The sequence below is a fragment of the Thauera sp. JM12B12 genome (assembly GCF_039614725.1).
Taxonomy (GTDB): Bacteria; Pseudomonadota; Gammaproteobacteria; order Burkholderiales; family Rhodocyclaceae; genus Thauera.
This window is the reverse complement of sequence record NZ_CP154859.1, coordinates 257,101-275,776: the sequence shown is the minus strand read 5'-3', so window position 1 is coordinate 275,776 and position 18,676 is coordinate 257,101. Positions and strand designations below refer to the sequence as shown.

At 60.5% G+C, this 18,676-nt stretch carries 17 protein-coding genes and 2 pseudogenes; 16 read left to right on the top strand and 3 right to left on the bottom strand.

The annotated features are described in order from the left end of the window. The first annotated feature begins 94 nt into the window (after positions 1-94). The 11 genes and pseudogenes from AAG895_RS01260 to AAG895_RS01210 all read left to right on the top strand — a co-directional run bounded on the left by AAG895_RS01260 (position 95) and on the right by AAG895_RS01210 (position 10,034). Complete coding sequence (locus AAG895_RS01260; RefSeq protein WP_345793755.1) at positions 95-1,432, top strand: ferric reductase-like transmembrane domain-containing protein; 1,338 nt, start codon at positions 95-97, stop codon at positions 1,430-1,432. 106 nt (positions 1,433-1,538) lie between these two features. Continuing rightward, complete coding sequence (locus AAG895_RS01255; RefSeq protein WP_345793754.1) at positions 1,539-1,856, top strand: cupin domain-containing protein; 318 nt, start codon at positions 1,539-1,541, stop codon at positions 1,854-1,856. 137 nt (positions 1,857-1,993) lie between these two features. After that, positions 1,994-2,947 (top strand): restriction endonuclease, encoded by a 954-nt coding sequence (locus AAG895_RS01250; protein ID WP_345793753.1) that lies wholly within the window; start codon positions 1,994-1,996, stop codon positions 2,945-2,947. Between the two features lie 201 nt (positions 2,948-3,148). Continuing rightward, a complete protein-coding gene (locus AAG895_RS01245; protein ID WP_345793752.1) occupies positions 3,149-3,496 on the top strand; it encodes a type II toxin-antitoxin system RelE/ParE family toxin in 348 nt (115 codons plus the stop codon). After that, positions 3,493-3,771 carry an XRE family transcriptional regulator gene (locus AAG895_RS01240; protein WP_345793751.1) on the top strand — a complete coding sequence of 93 codons (279 nt, stop codon included), beginning with the start codon at positions 3,493-3,495 and terminating at the stop codon, positions 3,769-3,771. The genes AAG895_RS01245 and AAG895_RS01240 overlap by 4 nt, the downstream gene beginning before the upstream one ends. A gap of 350 nt (positions 3,772-4,121) precedes the next feature. After that, entirely contained in the window at positions 4,122-4,889 is a 768-nt protein-coding gene (locus AAG895_RS01235; protein WP_345793750.1) for an enoyl-CoA hydratase-related protein, read from the top strand. Positions 4,890-5,077: 188 nt separating this feature from the next. Beyond that, a complete protein-coding gene (locus AAG895_RS01230; RefSeq protein ID WP_345793749.1) occupies positions 5,078-5,710 on the top strand; it encodes a cold shock domain-containing protein in 633 nt (210 codons plus the stop codon). A 63-nt stretch (positions 5,711-5,773) separates the two neighbouring features. Further along, positions 5,774-5,932 (top strand): annotated as a pseudogene (locus AAG895_RS01225) (penicillin-binding transpeptidase domain-containing protein); the annotation flags it as partial. 704 nt (positions 5,933-6,636) lie between these two features. Beyond that, positions 6,637-7,575: a hypothetical protein gene (locus AAG895_RS01220; protein WP_345793748.1), complete on the top strand. Its 939-nt coding sequence runs from the start codon at positions 6,637-6,639 to the stop codon at positions 7,573-7,575. A 478-nt stretch (positions 7,576-8,053) separates the two neighbouring features. Beyond that, a complete protein-coding gene (locus tag AAG895_RS01215) occupies positions 8,054-9,583 on the top strand; it encodes an NYN domain-containing protein (RefSeq protein WP_345793747.1) in 1,530 nt (509 codons plus the stop codon). A gap of 238 nt (positions 9,584-9,821) precedes the next feature. Beyond that, positions 9,822-10,034, top strand: coding sequence for a hypothetical protein (locus AAG895_RS01210; protein WP_345793746.1), 213 nt, complete (start codon positions 9,822-9,824; stop codon positions 10,032-10,034). 58 nt (positions 10,035-10,092) lie between these two features. Here the strand turns inward: AAG895_RS01210 and AAG895_RS01205 are convergent. After that, positions 10,093-11,231: pseudogene (locus AAG895_RS01205) on the bottom strand (ISAs1 family transposase). Between the two features lie 159 nt (positions 11,232-11,390). Between AAG895_RS01205 and AAG895_RS01200 the strand changes: the two are divergent. The 3 genes from AAG895_RS01200 (at position 11,391) to AAG895_RS01190 (ending at position 14,277) form a co-directional block, all read left to right on the top strand. Next, positions 11,391-12,803, top strand: a complete 1,413-nt coding sequence (locus AAG895_RS01200; protein ID WP_345793745.1) for a hypothetical protein — start codon at positions 11,391-11,393, stop codon at positions 12,801-12,803. Between the two features lie 13 nt (positions 12,804-12,816). Next, a complete protein-coding gene (locus AAG895_RS01195; RefSeq protein WP_345793744.1) occupies positions 12,817-13,440 on the top strand; it encodes a hypothetical protein in 624 nt (207 codons plus the stop codon). 273 nt (positions 13,441-13,713) lie between these two features. After that, complete coding sequence (locus AAG895_RS01190) at positions 13,714-14,277, top strand: hypothetical protein (RefSeq protein WP_345793743.1); 564 nt, start codon at positions 13,714-13,716, stop codon at positions 14,275-14,277. Between the two features lie 669 nt (positions 14,278-14,946). Here AAG895_RS01190 and AAG895_RS01185 read toward each other — a convergent pair. After that, the gene (locus tag AAG895_RS01185) at positions 14,947-15,222 is read right to left on the bottom strand and encodes a hypothetical protein (RefSeq protein ID WP_345793742.1); all 276 of its coding nucleotides are present in this window, start codon (positions 15,220-15,222) and stop codon (positions 14,947-14,949) included. Further along, positions 15,219-16,283: a competence protein CoiA family protein gene (locus AAG895_RS01180; protein WP_345793741.1), complete on the bottom strand. Its 1,065-nt coding sequence runs from the start codon at positions 16,281-16,283 to the stop codon at positions 15,219-15,221. Before AAG895_RS01180 ends, AAG895_RS01185 begins: the two co-directional genes overlap by 4 nt. Here AAG895_RS01180 and AAG895_RS01175 point away from each other — a divergent pair. Together AAG895_RS01175 and AAG895_RS01170 are read left to right on the top strand one after the other, a co-directional pair. Beyond that, entirely contained in the window at positions 16,252-17,337 is a 1,086-nt protein-coding gene (locus AAG895_RS01175; protein ID WP_345793740.1) for a hypothetical protein, read from the top strand. The genes AAG895_RS01180 and AAG895_RS01175 overlap by 32 nt on opposite strands. 327 nt (positions 17,338-17,664) lie before the next feature. Beyond that, positions 17,665-18,387, top strand: coding sequence for a DUF4145 domain-containing protein (locus AAG895_RS01170; RefSeq protein WP_345793739.1), 723 nt, complete (start codon positions 17,665-17,667; stop codon positions 18,385-18,387). The last annotated feature ends 289 nt before the right edge of the window (positions 18,388-18,676 follow it).

Here is an 18,676-nt window from a genome sequence, read left to right as displayed (position 1 = left end):
CCAGCGCCGGCCCCCTTTCGCCGCGCGGCCGCCACATACGCGTCTGCCGCCCTCGCCTGACACCCTCCAATCTGCAACGCCGGGAGCCCGCGCCATGATCCCCGCCCTCTCTACCCTGCCCGCCCTCGCCGCCTTCATCGCCCTGATCGCCGCGGCCTGGGGCCTCAACGTCGCCGCCCTCGACGGCGGCACCGCCTCCCTGCCCTGGCTGATCCGCGAACAGGGCCTGTACCTCAGCGGCCTGCTCGCCATCGGCCTGATGTCGCTGGCGATGATGCTCGCCACCCGCCCCACCGTGCTCGAGCGCCCGCTCGGCGGCATGGACCGCATCTTCCGGCTGCACAAGTGGGCCGGCATCGCCGCCGCGGTGTTCGCCGCGCTGCACTGGCTGATCGAGATGTCGGACGACGTCATCAAGTCGCTCTACGGCAAGGCCGGGCGGCCGGCGCACGACGAGTTCGGCGGCCTCTACGAGATGCTGCGCGACGCCGGCGAGGAGCTCGGCGAATTCGCCATCTACCTGGTGCTGGCGATGGTCGTGCTCAGCCTGTGGAAGCGCTTCCCCTACAAGTTCTGGCGCCACCTGCACCGCGCGATGCCGGCGTTCTACCTGCTGCTCGCCTTCCACGCCGCCGTGCTGGCGCCGCCCGACTACTGGACGCAGCCGGTCGGTGTGCTGCTCGCGCTGCTGCTCGCCGGCGGCACGGTGGCCTCGCTGATCGCGCTGACCGGCCGCATCGGCCATGACCGCAAGGTGCAGGGCGTGGTCACCGCCGTGTCCTCACCCGCCCCCGACGTTACCGAGATCGTGTGCCGGCTCGACGGCGCCTGGCGCGGCCACCAGGCCGGGCAGTTCGCCTTCGTCGGCCTCGAGCGCTTCGAGGGCGCGCATCCCTTCACCATTGCCAGCGCCGACCACGGCGACCGCAGCCTCACCTTCCAGATCAAGGCCCTGGGCGACTACACCCGCCAGCTCGCCAGCCGCGTCGCGGTCGGCCAGGCGGTGACCATCGAAGGCCCCTACGGCCGCTTCGTGCTCGGCCGCCAGGACCACAAGGCGCGCCAGATCTGGATCGCCGGCGGCATCGGCGTGACGCCCTTCCTGGCCTGGCTCGACGCGCTGCGCGCCGACCCCGCCGCGGCCCCGGCGGTGGAGCTGCACTACAGCACCCGCGGCGCGGCGCACGACCCCTTCGTCGAACGCCTGCGCAGCCTGTGCGCCGAGCTGCCGAGCGTGCGCCTGCACATCCACGACCGCGCCGCCGGCGACGACCTGACGCCCGAGCACCTCGCCGCCACGACCACCGACGGCCAGCGCGCGGAAGTCTGGTTCTGCGGCCCGCGCGGCTTCGGCGACCAGCTCAAGGCCGGGCTGGCGCGGCTGTGGGGACGGCGGCTGAGCTTCCGGCGCGAGGCGTTCGAGATGCGCTGAGGCAGATGGCGGGCGCGGCAGCACTGCCGAACTGCTAATGTGAAATGGCTCGGCATCGCGCTTGTGGCGGATGCCGAGTCAGCACTTCAACCGCGAGGAGGCCGCCATGCTGGTCAAGCGAAGCAGCGAACGCGAATGGACGCCGTCCGGTTTCCCGGGCATCGACCGCAGCCTGTTCCGCAACAACGACGCCGGCGGACGTTCCTCGGTGGTCCGCCTCGCGGCCGGCAGCCGCTTCCCGCGCCATAGCCACCAGGGCACCGAGGAAGTGCTGGTGCTCGCCGGCAGCGTGCGCATCGCGGAGCAGGATCTGCTGGCGGGGGACTACCTGTTCACCGAGGCGGGCGAGGAGCACGACGTGCTGGCGCTCACGGAGGCGATCATCTTCGTGTCATCGCAGAAGGGGACGCCGATCGTGGAGTGAGAGGCGGCGGGCGCGGCGGCCGCGGTAGTCGAGCGCTTCGCGATGCACCAGCATTCTCGAGCTTTGTTCGAGACGTAGTTCGCGAACGTCATTGCTTCGGGCATGCCGTCTGGATTCACGGCAAGCATAATCGGGGCATGTCCCGCCGTTACCGAAAATCCCGCCGCGATCCGGGCCTGTTCGAGATCGCCACCACGTCCGACTGGAAGGTCTCTGCCGCGATGGCGGCCGTGTGCTTCCTCGCCGCCACCGTGATCATCCCCGCCCTGTTCGGTAGCAGCCGCGTGCTCAGCGGCCTGGTGCTGGTTTTCGTGCCGCTGGCCTCGCTGATGGCCGTCCTCTTCGGCAGCATCTCGCTGATCCGCTTCTTCGCGCAGAACCTGCAGGCACCCACAGCCCCGCCCCGCCCGCCCGCAAGCCGCCCGATACAGCCAGCGGTTCGCGCAACCGAGGCCTCGTTGTCGGAACTCGACAAGGCACCGCTTGCGACATCATTCGTAAGCCCAACCAACGCCGCAGCGCCCGCGGCTCGTCCGACCGCCTGGTCGCGCGAACTCATCGACCGCATCGAGTGGAAGCGCTTCGAAGATCTGTGCTGCGAGTTCTATCGTGTGAAAGGCATCCGGGCCGAAACCACCCGGCTCGGCGCGGACGGCGGCGTAGACATCCGCCTGTTCCAGGACGACGCCGATCCCCAGCGCTGCACGGCGGTCGTCCAGTGCAAGGCCTGGAACCAGGCCGTCGGCGTCAAGCCGGTGCGGGAACTGCGGGGCGTGATGGCCCACGAGCGCGTTGAAAAGGCCTTCTTCATGGCGCCGAACGGCTTCACCGACGAGGCTCGCGCCTTCGCCACCGAGAACCGGATCACCCTGCTCGACGGCAAACTTTTCCTCGCGATGCTCGAGCGCTTGCCCGAGGCCCTGCGCCAACAACTGCTCGACTTTGCAACCACGGGCGACTGGACGACGCCCACCTGCCCGTCCTGTGGCGTAAAGATGGCTGCGCGTGACAGCAAGCGTGGGCGATTCTGGGGGTGTGTGAAGTTTCCGAGATGCCGGGCGACGCTGCAGATGCGCGCTTCCACGCAGTGATCCAATTCGAGAACTTGCAGTCACCGGCCGAGCCTGACAACGCCTGGCTGCAACTCGGCCTGAACGGCCGACCAGCCTGCACCGATTGATCGGCAGAGCTGCGATGACAACCTGTCCTCCAGCACTCAGATCGTGCCCCGAGGCACGCGTGGGGACAGGGCATTTGGCTGAACGTATCAATCCTGGTACATTTCAAAGACCATGAAGAGCCCCATCCTGGACGTTCGTTTTTTCGCTACCGGAAGCGGTAACGAGCCGGTTCGCGAGTGGCTGAGAGCGCTACCCGCCACAGAACGCCGCACGATTGGCGAAGACATCAAGACCGTGCAGTTCGGTTGGCCGCTGGGAATGCCCTTGGTGCGGAAGCTGGCAAAGGACCTGTGGGAGATCCGCATTCACCTCGCAGACAGAATTGCACGGGTGCTATTCACCGTGATCGGCCATACGATGATCTTGCTTCATGCCTTCATCAAGAGATCCCAGGCCACACCAGCCGACGATCTGGATGTGGCCAAGCGTCGTTTGCAACAACTGAGGAGTGGCGCATGAACACCCACATTGGTAGCCGTTTTGATGACTTCCTGGCTGAAGAGGCCATGCTCGAGGAAACCACCGCTGTGGCCATCAAGCGTGTCGTGGCCTGGCAGATCGCGCAGGAAATGAAGGCGCAGCACCTGACCAAAACCGCCCTTGCCGCGAAGATGCACACCAGCCGCGCGGCGCTCAATCGGTTGCTGGATGAGACCGACACCAGCCTCACACTGACAACGCTTACCAGTGCAGCGAAGGCGCTCGGCAAGAATCTCCGCATCGAGCTGGCCTGACCCATGATTCCTTGAACGACATCGTCTGTCCGACCGCTACACGTGCGACGGGCGCATGATGCAGGGACACACGGCGAGAAAAGTGAGGAGCAAGCGCATCAGGATCCATGCTTGACGGCGCGCTGACCCTTCAGGCTGTCCGGGCTGACGTTGTGATTGGCGGTTTCGATGGCGAAGTTCTGCGCCGCAATAAGCTAGCCGGCCAACGGACGGAGCACGATCATGCCGAACCGGCTCTTCATCGCATGTCCTTGTCGGCGTTTGCTACCAGAGAGGCGGCCGCAGGCCTCGCATCCTGCGTGGACAAGCCCGGATCACAATTCTTGTCGGTACGAACGACGGAGGCAGGAATGATGACGTCGGTGGTCGTTGAATGTGCAGATGGCGTCGGCCATCTGCAGCTCAATCGCGCGGACGCGCTGAATGCGCTGGACGTGCAGTTCTGCAAAGAGATAGACGCGTCACTTCTCGCCCTGGACGCACGCGACGACGTGCGCTCGATTCTCATCTCCTCGTCATTGAGGCACTTCTCTGCCGGAGCCGATATCCGGGAGATGCTGGACATGAGCGCTGAACAGGCGGAGGCGACGGGATTCACCGGATGCGTTTCGGCACCAAGCCAGATCCGGAAGCCCTTGATCGTCGCCGTGAGAGGGCTGGCGGCGGGGGGCGGCTGCGAGCTGGTGGAGATGTGCGACATCGTTGTCGCCGCAGCTTCCGCGCGATTCAGTCATCCCGAGATCACGCTCGCGGCCATGCCGGGTGCTGGCGGAACGCAGAGACTGGCGCGCGTCGTCGGCAAGCACCTCGCGATGGACCTCCTGCTCACCGGGCTCGCCTTGAGCGCAGATGAAGCGCTTGCCGCCGGCCTGGTGTCACGCGTGGTTGCCGACGAAGCGCTTGAAACCACTGCAATGTCCATCGCCCGGCAGGTGGCGTCGTACTCGAACCCCGTTGCCTGCAGGATCAAGGCCTCGGTCAATCAGGCACAGGTCCAGCTCGAGGCAGGGCTTGCACTCGAGCGCAGCCTGTTCCACGCGTGCTTCTCCGAACAGGATTTTCGCGAAGGCCTTCGCGCTTTCCTCGAAAAACGAGCGCCGCGATTCGGACATCGCTAGCACGCAAGACACGATGGTCCTTTCACGCGGACTGCAGCTGGCGGCCCTCCGCTTCAGCCGGTATGCTGTCCGCCTAGCGCTAGGCAATAGCGGGATCGAATCACGCCGCTTTGTCATCGGGAGCGGCTTTTGCTTTCTCGTTTTTCCCGCGCGCGTCGTCTCTGCCCCCAAACAGCAATCTGCACCGCATGTTCGCCGGCGTCCCGATGTTGCGCGGACGAACCGTCGCCACGGAACAGCACTGGACATCTCGTATGCGCATCGAAGGCACGCTCTCCAAGTGGAATGACGACCGGGGCTTCGGATTCATCACGCCGACCCTGGGCGGCCAGGAGATCTTTGTCCATATCTCCACGTTTCCCAAGGACGGGGTACGCCCTACGCTCGGAGAAAAGCTCACCTTCGAGATTGAAACCGACAGCAACGGAAAGAAGCGGGCGAAGAACCTCGCCTGTCCAGAGCGTCGAACCGTCAGCCGTCCGTCTCCTGCACCGTCCCGCAGACCGGCCTCCGACCGCCGTAATGAACGCCCTGGCTTCTTCGCACGGGTCATTCCGCTGCTCGTCGTGATGGGATTGGTGGCGTATGGCTATGGTGAATACAACCGCCGTGCGGCGCCGTCGTCGGCAAGCTCCGCGATGACAGACGTTCAGGCCTCCTCGCAGGCCTACGCCTGCGACGGACGCACCCATTGTTCCCAGATGACGTCCTGTGCTGAAGCCACGTTCTTCCTTCGCAACTGCCCCAATGTCCAGATGGACGGCAACAATGATGGCGTGCCCTGCGGGCAACAGTGGTGCACGAGTCCTTTCGCAAGATGAAAGAGTCATCTCGCCAGCACCAATTCTTCGTGGTCGACGCAAGGTCCAAGCGTCGCCGGCAGCACCCACTCGGTGGGCTGGTACGTTGGCTATGTCGAAGCAAATGACGACGTTTGGGTGTTTGCACTGAACCTTGCTACCCGCGACGCGACGGACCTCCCCTTGCGCATCCAGATAGCGAAGGACGCACTGCTGACGGTAAAGGCCTTGCCCCCGAAGTAATCGATGCTCATGCCATGCGCGACTTCAGATTTGTGTCGGCTCGGGACAGCCGTAGTCGCTTCTTCCCCGCTCCCGGACAGGAGTGGTGCTGACAGTCTCAGTTCGGCCAGAAGCGGACCATCACTACTCCGGCAGCGAGCGGCGGCTCTCTTCCTACCTGCGGAAGTGCCGTCGAACGGAGAAGCGCGTCTCGACTGGGCGCGAGAGCAAGTCTCGTGTCGGATTTTCTTACAGTCAGCGAACCTAGGTCGAGCGCCGAGAGTCTTGTCGCGCCTCCAAAGGCGCTCCTTCACGTTGCACAAACGGGTTTTCCGACCAAGCGGTTTGGCCCAAGTTCGGGCGTGCAGCTTGGATGGTGAATCGGAAGACGGAGCTAAGTTGTCTCGATGCTTCGCTCCACAAACTGGCGATCACTTCCCCGCCGCACCATTCCGCGATCTCAGACTTGGCGTTCATTGCGTGCAAGCCGCGCATTGCGCTTGGCTGACAAGCCCGAGTGATGGCGCGCCGAAAGGTGACCTTGGTGCCACTCGACTGAGTCAGGGAGATGGTGTGTCGGTATTTTTTACATAGGATGCCCTAGGGATAAGAGTAACCACCACGAATTCAATGAATTACCTTTCTGGTCCGCGATTTGCTTCCAAAAATGCGGCTAATTCTTATTACGCTGCAAAGTGCGGCTCTTGCTCCGTTGGAGGTTTGCCATGCGTGGACTAAATGTGGTGCGTCAGGCGGCCCGGCTCGCGTTGGCTGGCGTGGCGGCGGTGGTAATGCATACGGCCCAAGCGGCCAGCGTCGCGGTGACGGCGGACCCCACCTATCCGTTCGCGGAGGACCAGGATCAGCTTTCGGGGCAGGGTTTCGTCGAGTCCGCACACGCCCGAGCAGAGGCCGGATACGGATTCGGGAAGGTCGTCGCCAACGCCACCGTGGACTGGGACATCCAACCCGGTGCGTTGGCGGGTGGCCGCAACTCGACGGCGTCGGCCATGGCGTCATACATCGACAACCTAACGATCACCAGCACCGCTGCCACGGCCGGCGATGCGGGTGTGCTCTGGTTCGACGTTCTGCTGACCTTCGACTCAGCCTTTGATGAAGCCGTGCGTGGGACCAACGCCTCCAACACCGGCACGGTCAGCTTCTGGAACTACTGGGATTCCTATGCATTCGGCAGTATCCAGACACAGGGTGGCTCTTGCCTCATATACAGGGGCAACTTCGTCGATCCAGGCATCTCCTGTTCAGGCGTCAATCTCGTCGAGGTCGCGCCCGGCAGCTACGAGGCCCGGGCCCGGTACGGATTGGCCTTCGCGTTCGGCGTGGGCTTCGATCTTGGCATGCGAACGCAGGCCGTGGTCAACGCCGCCGTGGGCCTGCAAGCTGCGGACTCTGGAGGTTACGCCGACATGCTTTTCGACGCAGGGAACTCGATTTATTGGGATGGGATCGCCGAAGTCACTTTGAATGGCCAGTCGGTGCCTTACACCATCGTGTCGAGATCTGGAAGTGACTACCGCGGCAGCTTCGCTCCCAGTTCTCAGCCGATTCCCGAACCATCGTCGATTCTTCTCGTCGCCGTCGCACTAGGACTGCTGTTGCGCTCAACCGGGAAGAACTACCGTGCGCTGTCAGCGCCATGACACTCCGTTGATGACTGAGTGCGGCTAAAGCCGTTCGATGGTCAAAGTTGGGTAGTAGCCTGCTGGAGAACGTAAAGGATCGTGAACGGCGGGTTCGCCCGGGAAGGAGCCCCAAGACTTTGCCTCAGCGACCGGCGGTTCAGGGTCGGCCTGAGACGGTCCGCGTCAGGTTTCGCAGCGATCGCTTCGGTCAGCCTCCGCGCGAAGCGCTCCGGACTGCCTCTCTGGTGACTCGCAAGGCGGGCAACGTCTTGATTCGACAAGATCTCCACTGGGGTTCCGACAGCGCCTCGGTCGGACAAGGCCTGGGGTATCTTATCCGTCATGATGAACGGCGCCGCCGAGCTCACGCCCTCAACCCTATCTAAGCTTCAGACTGCCTTGCCCTTTTTTCTGCGAACCTTCGCTCGAATCCGAACAACATACGGGCCGGTCGCCCCATGACCAGACCGGCCCGCCGCCACAGCGATCTACAAACTTGAAAAGCGCTCTCTTCGTCGATTTCGACAACGTCTACTCCGGCCTCCGCAAACTCGACCAAACCATCGCTGACCGCTTCGCCCGCCAGCCTCTGGAGTGGATGAACTGGATCATCGCCGAGCTCGAGCTGCCTGATCACACACCCGAGGGTGCCCGTCGGCGCGTCCTGGTCAGGCGCTGCTACCTGAACCCGCAGGCCTACCAGCGCTTTAGGCCGTCGTTCAACCTCGCCGGGTTCGAAATCATCGACTGTCCCGCGCTGACGAGCGAAGGCAAGACGAGCACCGACATCCACATGGTGCTCGACATCATCGACCTCCTCCAACACGAGACCCATTACGACGAGTTCATCGTCTTCTCGGCAGACGCGGACTTCACGCCTGTTCTGCGCAAGCTGAGGCGATGGGATCGTCGCACGACGGTGCTGGCGATCGGCTTTCCATCAGCGGCGTATCGCGCGTCTGCCGACCTTCTGATCGATCAGGATGAGTTCGTCCGCAACGCCCTTGGTTTCAAGGACGAGGACGAGCCATCGATCACGGAATCCGTTGCGGCCCCGCCGAAGCCAGCATCGGATGCCAGCACCTTGTCAGCCGCCGCGCGAGTGCTCGTGGAGGAGGCGGTTCGAGAGTCTGCGGTCGCCGTGCCCATGGCGAAGGTTGCCGCGCACATCTTGGACACCCTTGAGGGAATGGACGCATCGACCTGGGCGGGACATGGGAGCTTTCGAGGACTCATCGAATCTTGGGACGCCGAGTCGGTTCGTTTCACCACGGCGGGAGGGGGCGTCATCTACGATCCACGCCGCCACACCGCCCCGACCGCAACACCCGTCACCAGTGCAAAACCGCATGACCGAGATACCGACGGCGTGATCGAGGCCATACGAAAGGAGGTCGCGCGATCCTCCACCGTCGTCCCCTGCAGTCGCCTCGCCAAGCACCTCACAGAGCAGTTCAGCACCATCGCAGCGGACTGGAACGGCAAGGGCAGCTTCCGAAAATACGTCGAAGGTCTCGATCTCGCGCCACTGTGCTTCGATTGGACCAGCGCAGGCGGGGTGATCTACGACCCAACCCGGCCCGAAGCACGCACTCGAAACGGGAACGGCACCACCGACTGGGGTAACGATCGGGACATCTTCGTCGTCGCCACCCAGATCCATGAGGTCTCCGACGCGCCCCTGCTCAGGCCAAACGACTACCGCGCGCTATTTTCGATCATCGAGCAGGACACCCGCGCGTACCCCTTCGATCTCAAGGAAACCGGCAAGCGGGTTCGCGATGGTCTGCGAGAGCGCGGGCACGGGGGAAGCCGCCTCGACGTCAACTGGGTTCTACGCGGTCTGCTCATGCGTGGTCATGTTTTCGGCGAGGGGCAGGACGATGCCGAAACCCTCGCGATGAAGACAGCCGACAACCTCAGGTCGCTCTGCCTCAGGGAGCAGATGATCCTGGACAAGACAACCGAGGCGGCGATCGCAAGGTGGCTCGGTACGAGCAGAGATGCTAGACGTACCGGACAGTAAGCGACGTCCCGTGTCATAACCCTACGACCAGCTGCGAACTGCTTGCGCGTCTTCTATTGTCAGTGTCGGCCTGCCTGCGGTTGCAGCCTGACATGCGCTCCTGCCAAACCGGAGACGAAGACCCGCCGACCGCTTCTGCTGACGCTTCTTACACCACGTCCCGGGACACGATCCGTTCAGCCTTGAAAGATACGGCGCGCCGTGCGACGCTAGCCCCAATAAGAAATAGGCCGTATGAATGATAGAAATCGCTGACTACATCCTCCGAGCAGCCAAGTCGATCCTCGACAACGGCAAGCAAGCGCTTCCGGCACAGATCCCCGAAGCACCGACGTTCTATATTGCCGAGGAGAATGATCAAGCAGTACTCGCCTACGGCACGGTTTTTCACGAAAGACGAATGTATAAAATTGGCGTGCTACGTCAGCAGCAATCGAGCATCAAGGAATGATGCTTGAACGCTTGAAGTGAGCGAGAGAAAGTCTTTTTCGACCAGAGGAATCGCACCTTCATGTCATAACGCCAAGCAACTCGGCGCGAAACTCATCGATCGTCGCAGCTAGCATGCGCTTGGACTTGATGCTCGCCTTGCGCGTCGTGTTGAGCCGCAGCAGGTTCATCACGATGTGGCGAACGATGGCGAGATTGTTGGCGGCGTAGCCGCTGCGCACCCGTGACTGATCCTCGTTGAACTGCACATCCAGACACCAGTGAAGCCGATTCTCGATCTCCCAGTGACTGCGTACGGCCCGCGCGATACGCTCGGCGTCGGCGGGCAGGCTGCTGATGTAGAAGACGCGCTCGGTGCTGGTGTGATCGCCCACGGTGCGGATGCGCTCGACGACCGCGAAGCTGGCCAGATCCTGCCAATCTTCCGACTTGTAGAGTCGATCTGTCGTCGCGTAGGCGCGGCATCGACGGATTTCGATGCGACCGTGGTCCTTGATCGTGGTCTCGTGGTCTCGTGGGTCGAGCTCGGCGTTAGCGGCCCTCGCGGATCAATGCCGGCAAACAGGATCGAGTCGTGCAGGTTCGGATGGTTCTCCTTCACGCACAGCACGTAATGCGCGCCGCGCTCACGGATCGTGCGTGCGATCTTCGTCTGGGTGCCCATCGCGTCGATCGTCACTACGCAGCCCTCGATCGCCAGTTTGGCGAGCAGTTCGGGAATCGCGGTGATCTCGTTCGACTTCTCGGCGGTCGCCGTCTGGCCCAGCACGACGCCCATGCCAGCCGCGAACGCGCTGACCAGGTGCAACGGACTGGCATCGGTCTTGTTCTTGCCGCCCGAGCGCCTGCTGGTCTTTCCATCGATCGCCACGACCGTATCCCCGGCCAGCGCCGGCACCACCATGCCCACCCAGCGCCGAAACGCGGACTCGAACTCGTCCGGCGCGATCATCCCGAACACACGTCCGATCGTGTCGTGAGAAGGGATGCCATGCTCAAGCTTCATGAAGCCTCGCAACCAGTCGATCTTGGCCTCGCCCCACAGTTCGATGTCGACGAAGTCGTCCACTCCCGAGAGCACCGCGCACACCGCCACGGTCAGCAACTCGGCCAAGTCGTGGCGTTTGTGCCGCGCGCTGCGCGGGTCGGAAATCGAGACGAACACCTGCGTCAGCGGCATGACGTTTCCTGCCTTCATGGGATGCCCAAAAAGGTAGGAAACTACACAATTTATGACATTGTGAACAGAGGTCTCGCAAGGTCCTGAAACTTTAAGATTTATTCGAATGTTTTATGCACAAATCGGTGCGACTGCCCTGGCTGACGCCCCGTGGTTTCTCTGGGAGGAGCAAGAAAAATGCAAGGCAACAAGGACGGCGCGTCTCAGCCTGAAAAACCGGTGTCCTGGATGGCTGAAATGCCCGGGCTGCTGGCTTTATTATTCACGCCCGCGAAGGACTGGACGACACGCGCTGCTGCTTGCTCAATGGCAGAGGCCCGGGAATATCTCGCCTGGTTGCGTGTATGGTTTATCCGAACGGGCGTTGTCCTACTCATGGCCATCGCCTTTGCCGGCGTTGGGATTTCCATGGGATACAGTCGCGCAGTCCCTTTCGCCCTGATTTGCGCCGCCCTTTCGCTTGGGGTTCTGACGCTTCTCTCGTTCCCGATACTGGTCATCGCGGCGACCTTTTCTCAGTTGCAGCCTGTAGGTGTAGTCTTTCGCTACGCTCTTGGGGTCTTAACATGGCTATTTGGGCTAGCTCTGCTGTTTCTCGTGGTGCCAATGAGTCCCGCTGGCGTATTGGTCGTAATGGTTGCCAGTCTGTTCCTGAGCGTACTCTACTTGGCAAACGGCCAGGCTCCGAACATCACCGCTGTCCGCACGCGTGCAGTGTCGGTAGTGGTCGTCACCGTTGGCATGGCCTTCGCCGCGAACGCCCTCCCCCAAGTTGCCGCGACGGCTACGCGGGTCGTGGAGTCGATAGACGCGACCGCCACCCGATTCATCAGCACGTCGGTGCTTATACCGAACGTCGTCAGCATCGAGACCGCTGCAGAATGCTGGAACACCGCATTCTTCGGTCCTGATGGCGAGCCGCTCTACTGGACGGAGAGAGACTCCCGGGGACAACCGAAACTCTTTACCAAATCTGGCCCGAGTCCACAGACAGGTCAACAATTGATTCCGGTAACTCGGGAATTACGTGAGACCTATTGTAAAGGCCTTGAAGACCGCGAGACGCGTTCGGCCGCCTCTCGCGAAACTGTCCGCACTCCACTACCCAGCACACTGGCACAGCCTGCTCAGCTTACCGAAAGCGCACCGCTCGGCGCACTCGTACAGCCCGTCCGTCCCGCCGAACGCCGACCGCCCAAGCAAGCGACCCCATCTGCGGCAGATGCACGAGCAGCATACATCGCGCAGGAGCGGGCTGCAGTGGAGGCTCTCATGCGCTCGGCTCCTGCCTCCGCCGTTGAGCTTAGACCGGAATGGACTCGCGAACTGAAAGGCAAACAGGCCATCATCAGCTTTTCTCCCAGCACACGCAGCGTGGCGGCCGCCGCCGCGCGGCGGCTTCAAATGGCGGGAATGTCTCTCGCTCTCGAGCCACTTGTCGCAGAGGGGGCATTAACACGGCCGACCATCAAATACTCTCAACACGATATCCATGCCGCTTCAGCGCTCAATGCTGTCTTGGCGGATATCTCGCGGTTCGATCTGGACTCGTATGCGGCATCGGTGCCGCTTAGTGTCACACTGCCCTAAAGGAGATCCAGACATGCGTCCCTATACAAGATTTATCGTAGCCATAATGGCGCTTCTGCTTGCCGGCTGTGTTTCAACCGGCCCCGTCACTTCGAGATCACTGCCGATGCCGACCGTTACGACCGCCAGAATGTTTAACCCGGCCAGTTATCCGACAATTGGAGTTTACATAGAAGATCTGTCGGGCGGCCGTCTGCAGCCGGGTACGATCAGGTTGATCGAAGATGCATTCATGAGGCAGATTCTGGCGAACGGATATGCGCTGGCGGCGCGCTCCGATATCGAGAAAGTGATTCGCGAACAACGGCTGCAGGCATCGGGCGTTACTGAAGAAACCATCGCCAGGGTTGGTCGGGTACTCAATGTTCCAGCAATCATATTAGTGAGCATCAACTCCCTTACCTCTGAAAGAACCCGGCCTCCCAGTATTTACGATCCGAAAATGCAGTACTACCAACTTGGAGTAACGATGAGCGCTCGACTTATTGCGGCTGAACGCGCCGAAGTGCTTTGGCTCTCATCTTACGGTGAAGACTGGAAGGCCGCGTCCCAGCGTGGCCATCCGCAGGATCAATGGCCACGGGTGCTGCAGCATGTTGCAGATGTGGTTGCCCGTGGTCTCCCACCCCGGCGCTGAGTAGGATTACGCTTATCCACCCCGGTAAACTGGTACAACCGCCTGTTGGTGCTCAAGGCCTGCACGCGTCCGATTCCCTCTGGGCGCAGTGACTCAAATTAATCTTTACCGAGCCGCCGCGGTTGCGGTTGCGGTTAGATGAAGGGCTCGGATGCAGGATTTTCCAGTTACATCAATTTTTTAGCATGGATTCCGTGGGTGCGCAAACAAGACTTCCGTTCGCATGCGTGCATTAAATAAAATTAGTTCGCAAAAACACAAGTGGAGCCATTAATGAACGCCGATCACACAAGAAAAGCAAAATTTAATACTCTCAAATACGTGCCGGGCGTCCTTCTCTTTGCTGTAGTCGCTTTTATTGTTTATTTTGGATTTACCTGGCGAATCTCAAACTCCAGTCTGGATCAATATGTCCAGGTCTCAAATGTTTTTAATGTGGCATCGGGTATATTCCAACTCGAACTTGGCTTAGACTTTTCCAAAATTATAAGGAAGGACAGCCTTGATTGGTACGATGCGCTTTTCAACGCAGTAAGCTTATACATCTCCAGTTTCACTATATTGCCTTTTTATATCGCAGCATTAATTGGATCGTTTTTCTATGCAATTTTTGCGGGCGAGTTTTTTGGTGCAGTTTTAATCGCTATTATTGGTTCAGTAGTTTGTGTATTTATTCCATTTTATCCGATTGCATTGTGGGGTTTGATGTTTTTCCAGCCGGGCTCCGGGAGTTACCACGTAGTGTGGTTATTGATCGGCCTCCCAGTGATCTCCCTTGGAATGGCTTCAATTTACCCCGCTGTTAGAATGATCATAATCATAATTATTCCAAAATGACCGATCGATGCACGGTATATTTTATGCCGCCCTTCAATGCATTTTCCCCATTTGATTAGAAGACAAATTAGAGGATGCGTAACTCCTGTGTGAACGGCCGCTCTCTTCAATGCTCGATGTCGCCGTTGGGTCGGATTTCCAGTTCGCAGCATGGAAAGGCTGCCGTTCGCTGACGGCTGAACGGCAGGTGACCGGCGGCGGCCCGACGTCACCTATCAGGCCAGCGTCAGGTGAGGCCGACGACCTGCAATTCGTCGCGGTCCCTTCGATGGCCGCTCCGCCCGGAGACTTGCCGCTCAGGTCGTGCAGGGCTGGATGGCCGCATTGGGTCGTTAGGGTGAGTTGGGGATTTCGGCAACCGGTCATTCCTCTCGCATATCGCAGAGCGGAATCGAGCGACACCATTGGCCGACCTTCAGTCGCCGAAGGATCATCACTGAATCCGTTGCCGATGCGCTCGAACTGAGCTTGAAAAGATAATGTGGGCCTGCTCCAGCCGGGGATAGTAGTCGGGCCGGTGTCTATCAGATACTGCGAGGTAGCCCCCACGCGTTGTTGGCGAGGATCTTCCCCGCGCAGGCCTTCAACTATTCAGCCAGTTCGGACCTTTGCGCCCGCTAAGTGGATTCCGGGCGCCGGTAGTCGGGGCATGTTTAACCATCGCTTGAATCACCATCGGAGTACGCGCCGCTTTTCCTTTTCATAGTCTTTGCTGACCAGACCGATGGTCTGAAAAATCACCAGCAAGGGCAATATCCAGTGATACGCTCCCAATGCCCCGATTACCGCGTCCGTTATAGGGTTTGCCGAACCCGCATGCTTCGCGATCAGTAGCCAACACATAAGCCAGACGCAGCCGGCGAGCGCAGTGCCGAGACCGAGCGTGAACTGCAGCCGGGCCGAGCACTGCAATACCAACAGCCATTCCGATGCGGCTTCCTTCATGATTCAAGCTCCTCTGGTGTGACGTTGTCGGGAAATGCCTTACAGAGCCGACGCGCGAGCCCGCTGGCCCAACTTCGGACTGCAGCCCCGGCGACAATGACGATGCCGTGACTTGTGGTGTGTATGGGCGCGGTCACGCGCAGACCGTGGTCACCCGCGTCGGCTGTAATCTGATGCAGAATCTGCTCCTGCAGCGGCAGACTCGCTGTGCAGGCCCAGACTCCTGCGGTGGTGGCGACATTGACGACGACCTGACAGCCGAGAACCTCGAACTGATCAGGCCCTGTCTGAGCCCTCAAGGGGGACGAGTCACCTCGGCGACGATCGACCTCCGTAAAGAGATCGGTCGTGCCGTCGGACAACATTGGCTGAAGCTCTTCTTGTCTTGCTTTCTGCTCATCCTGCAATTGATGTAATGCAGCCTCGACCTCGGCTTCCAGCTGAAGCCGCAGCTCCGCCTCCTTGGGATGAAAGATCCACTCGGGGGTCGATTCGCGCAGGCGTTGCTCCAACTCCGCTGCTTCGGCACTCGAGTCATCCGCCAGGTCGATCGAAAACTGGATCATCGGCAGCGCATGTTCGGCGACGCGTTGCTGTTTCGCGCGACTGACCTTGTGAGTGACGCACACCTCGATGGCGAGCAACTCCCCCTTCGGGCCGTGTAGCAAGACATCAGGAACAAATCCGTCGCACCGCGCCTCAATGACGCCTTTTTCAGCGACGAAACGCGTTCCGGGAATCGTTACGTCGCGGGCGAGGGTTTGTCCGGTTACACTGCGCTGGGATACTCGGACCTCAAGTGGCGGAAGGGTTACATCATCCCATTGGGCTATGATCTGCTTTGCCATCCGATGCAATGCGGTTTCGGCACCGGTCTCGCAGGCCACGAACCCCGGCGCGTGGGAGAAGTGCCAGCGGCGAATCGCGCCCTGACGGGCGATGAGCGGCGCGCGACACGCCGCACACACGCATCCGCATTCGAGCCCGTTCGCCACCTCGTTGATACCGACCATCATTCCCGTTGCCAACATGCCGAAATCCAACCTGTCCGCCATCGCCATTTCATCTGCTCCCGTTGCTGAATGCGACACCAGCATCGATCCGGACGCCGCGCAAAACCACGGAAAACCGGGGGGAACGGTGTTTGCAGGAGAGAATGAGCTGCTGGCGATAAGGAAGTGGTTGGAGCATGACCACTCAATGTCCACGTCATGGCTGGTCGTTCGCGCCTTGGTCGACGAGTCGCTCAAGAAGGTTTCTCGCTCGGGAGATCTGAGGCGCTTCACTGACGCTGAGCTTCGCGACGCGGCAGGAGTGGATGAGTTCGAGTGGAGAAACGTCAGAACGTGGTGGATGAAGCGAAGGGACGACGCCCGGACTTTCCTGCGGAGTGAAAATCAGGATGGGGTGTTGCTCGACATGGAGCGTTTTCCTGGCGGTGGGCGCGGTATCACGGCGTCGACGGGGATCGTCGTCCGGAAGCCCGAGGGAGCCTTGGCTGATCAGCGCGAAGACGAAGAGGAGGATGCGGGGGCAAGCGGCCCGGTTCGCTATGCACCCAGGAATGCGGACTCGATACGGCTCAGCGGTCCGTGGCGACGCTGGCTCTTCTCAGCAGGCGAGATCGAGGTGGGCTCAACACGCCACGCGCTCCTTCGCTGGCGAGTGATGACACCAGCGATCTTCATCCTCTTGCTCAGCGTCGTCTTCTTTGTCGATCTGGTTCTACGCAACCGCCCGATCGAAACGCAAAACCTCGCCTATCTACTCGGCATCGTGGTGATCGGAAAATTCTGGTGGCAGGAATGGCGCCCCATCTACCACGCGCGCCTCGACAGGATCACCGCGCTACCGGAAGAATGGCTGACGGACGACGAGCTTCCGACGCAACTCGAACGCAAACGCACAAGGTCGGGGGAAGTTCTTCGCCTGGTTCGTTATCAGGCGGCCTGTCCGATCTGCGGAGCCGATGTCCATCTGGGAGAGGGCGTACCGAGCGATCCAAGGCGCGTACTGGGCCGGTGCATCGATGCGCCACGGGAGCATGTTTTCACGTTCGACCCTGTCAGCCACGATGGACGTCACGTTAGAAATGAGCGCCCTGGCGTTTCTTGAGCAGGCTGAAGTCAAGGAGCTGGTTCGGCCGTCCCAGCAGTCTTGGTTGGACAGCAGCCGTCCGACACTCATTACCTGTAGCAGGGTCCGGCCAATAGCTGTCCGTGGCTGTTACACTCTACCCGTTCAGATTTCAATCTTGTAGATCCTTGGGAACGCCTCTGATCACCCGGAGGATTTAGTCGCGGATTTGGGTACGTTTCTAAATCGGCGCCGAAAAAGATCGCTATAGGGCAGAATTTTGCGGGCGCTGGATTTATTGGAGTTGAGCCCCACTCTCACAGGCCAGTCAGCAGCGTTGCAGGCTAAAACACGTTAGGACTTCCAATGGCGCCCCCTGTCACGAAAGAGTTCATCATTGATTGCCCGTGGTGCAAGGCCAAGGTCGCGGCGACCGAAACAGGCCGCGCTGAACAAAGTGGCTTTGAAGACTACACGTGTGAGCCCTTCGCGTACAAAGTGCTCGTCGGCATTTGCCCGAGCTGCCGTTCCATCCTTGCGGGAGAAACCCAGCAAATCTCGTTCGAGAACTACGACTCGGATGAAGATCGCTGGAGTGACGTCGTACGCATATATCCGAAACCGCCAAAGGTCTTTTCGAGCTACCGGATTCCTCGTGTCGTAAAGGACTCACTCAACGAAGCAGATCGTTCAATGCAGGCCGGAGCGAATATCGCGGCCTGTGTCATGTTGGGTCGGGCTCTTGAAGCGCTCTGTCGAGACATACTTGAGCCAAGGGCGGAAACGACTACTCCCGCCGCTGCTGGCGCACCTCCGGCCAAAAACAAGAAAAAGGTCATGCTAGGCGAGGGCATCAAGAAGCTTCATGATATGAAAATGATTGATGATCGCCTGTACGATTGGAGCCAACAACTTCAAGCCTTTCGCAACCTCGCAGCACACCCCGAAGACATAAGCATCTCTAGGGACGACACTGAAGACCTCCAAACCTTTGTAAATGCAATCGTCGAGTATATCTACGATCTTTCTGACCGTTACGAGGAGTTCAAGGCTCGTGCTGGCGCCCGTTCCAAGCGCAAGAAGTCCTAACACTGCGGTAGTGGGGACGGCCTGCAAGCCCCCTCCGCGCTACGCGCTGGAGTCGCCTCTCACCTTGGAGTTAGATGCTTTCATCATGGCCGGGACGGGTAGCACCAGGAAGGTTTTCTACATTCGGGCGAGGAAGGTAAGAGGGGCTGGGGCCGTTTAGGATGGACTCGCACATTCAGCCAGAAGGCGACGGTGAGGGTTGGCGCCCGTAGGCGGACATCCACAAATTGCATCAGGTATGCTTCTCGCGTACCGACTAAAAAAGGAAGATCTGACCCCGCAACTGGGA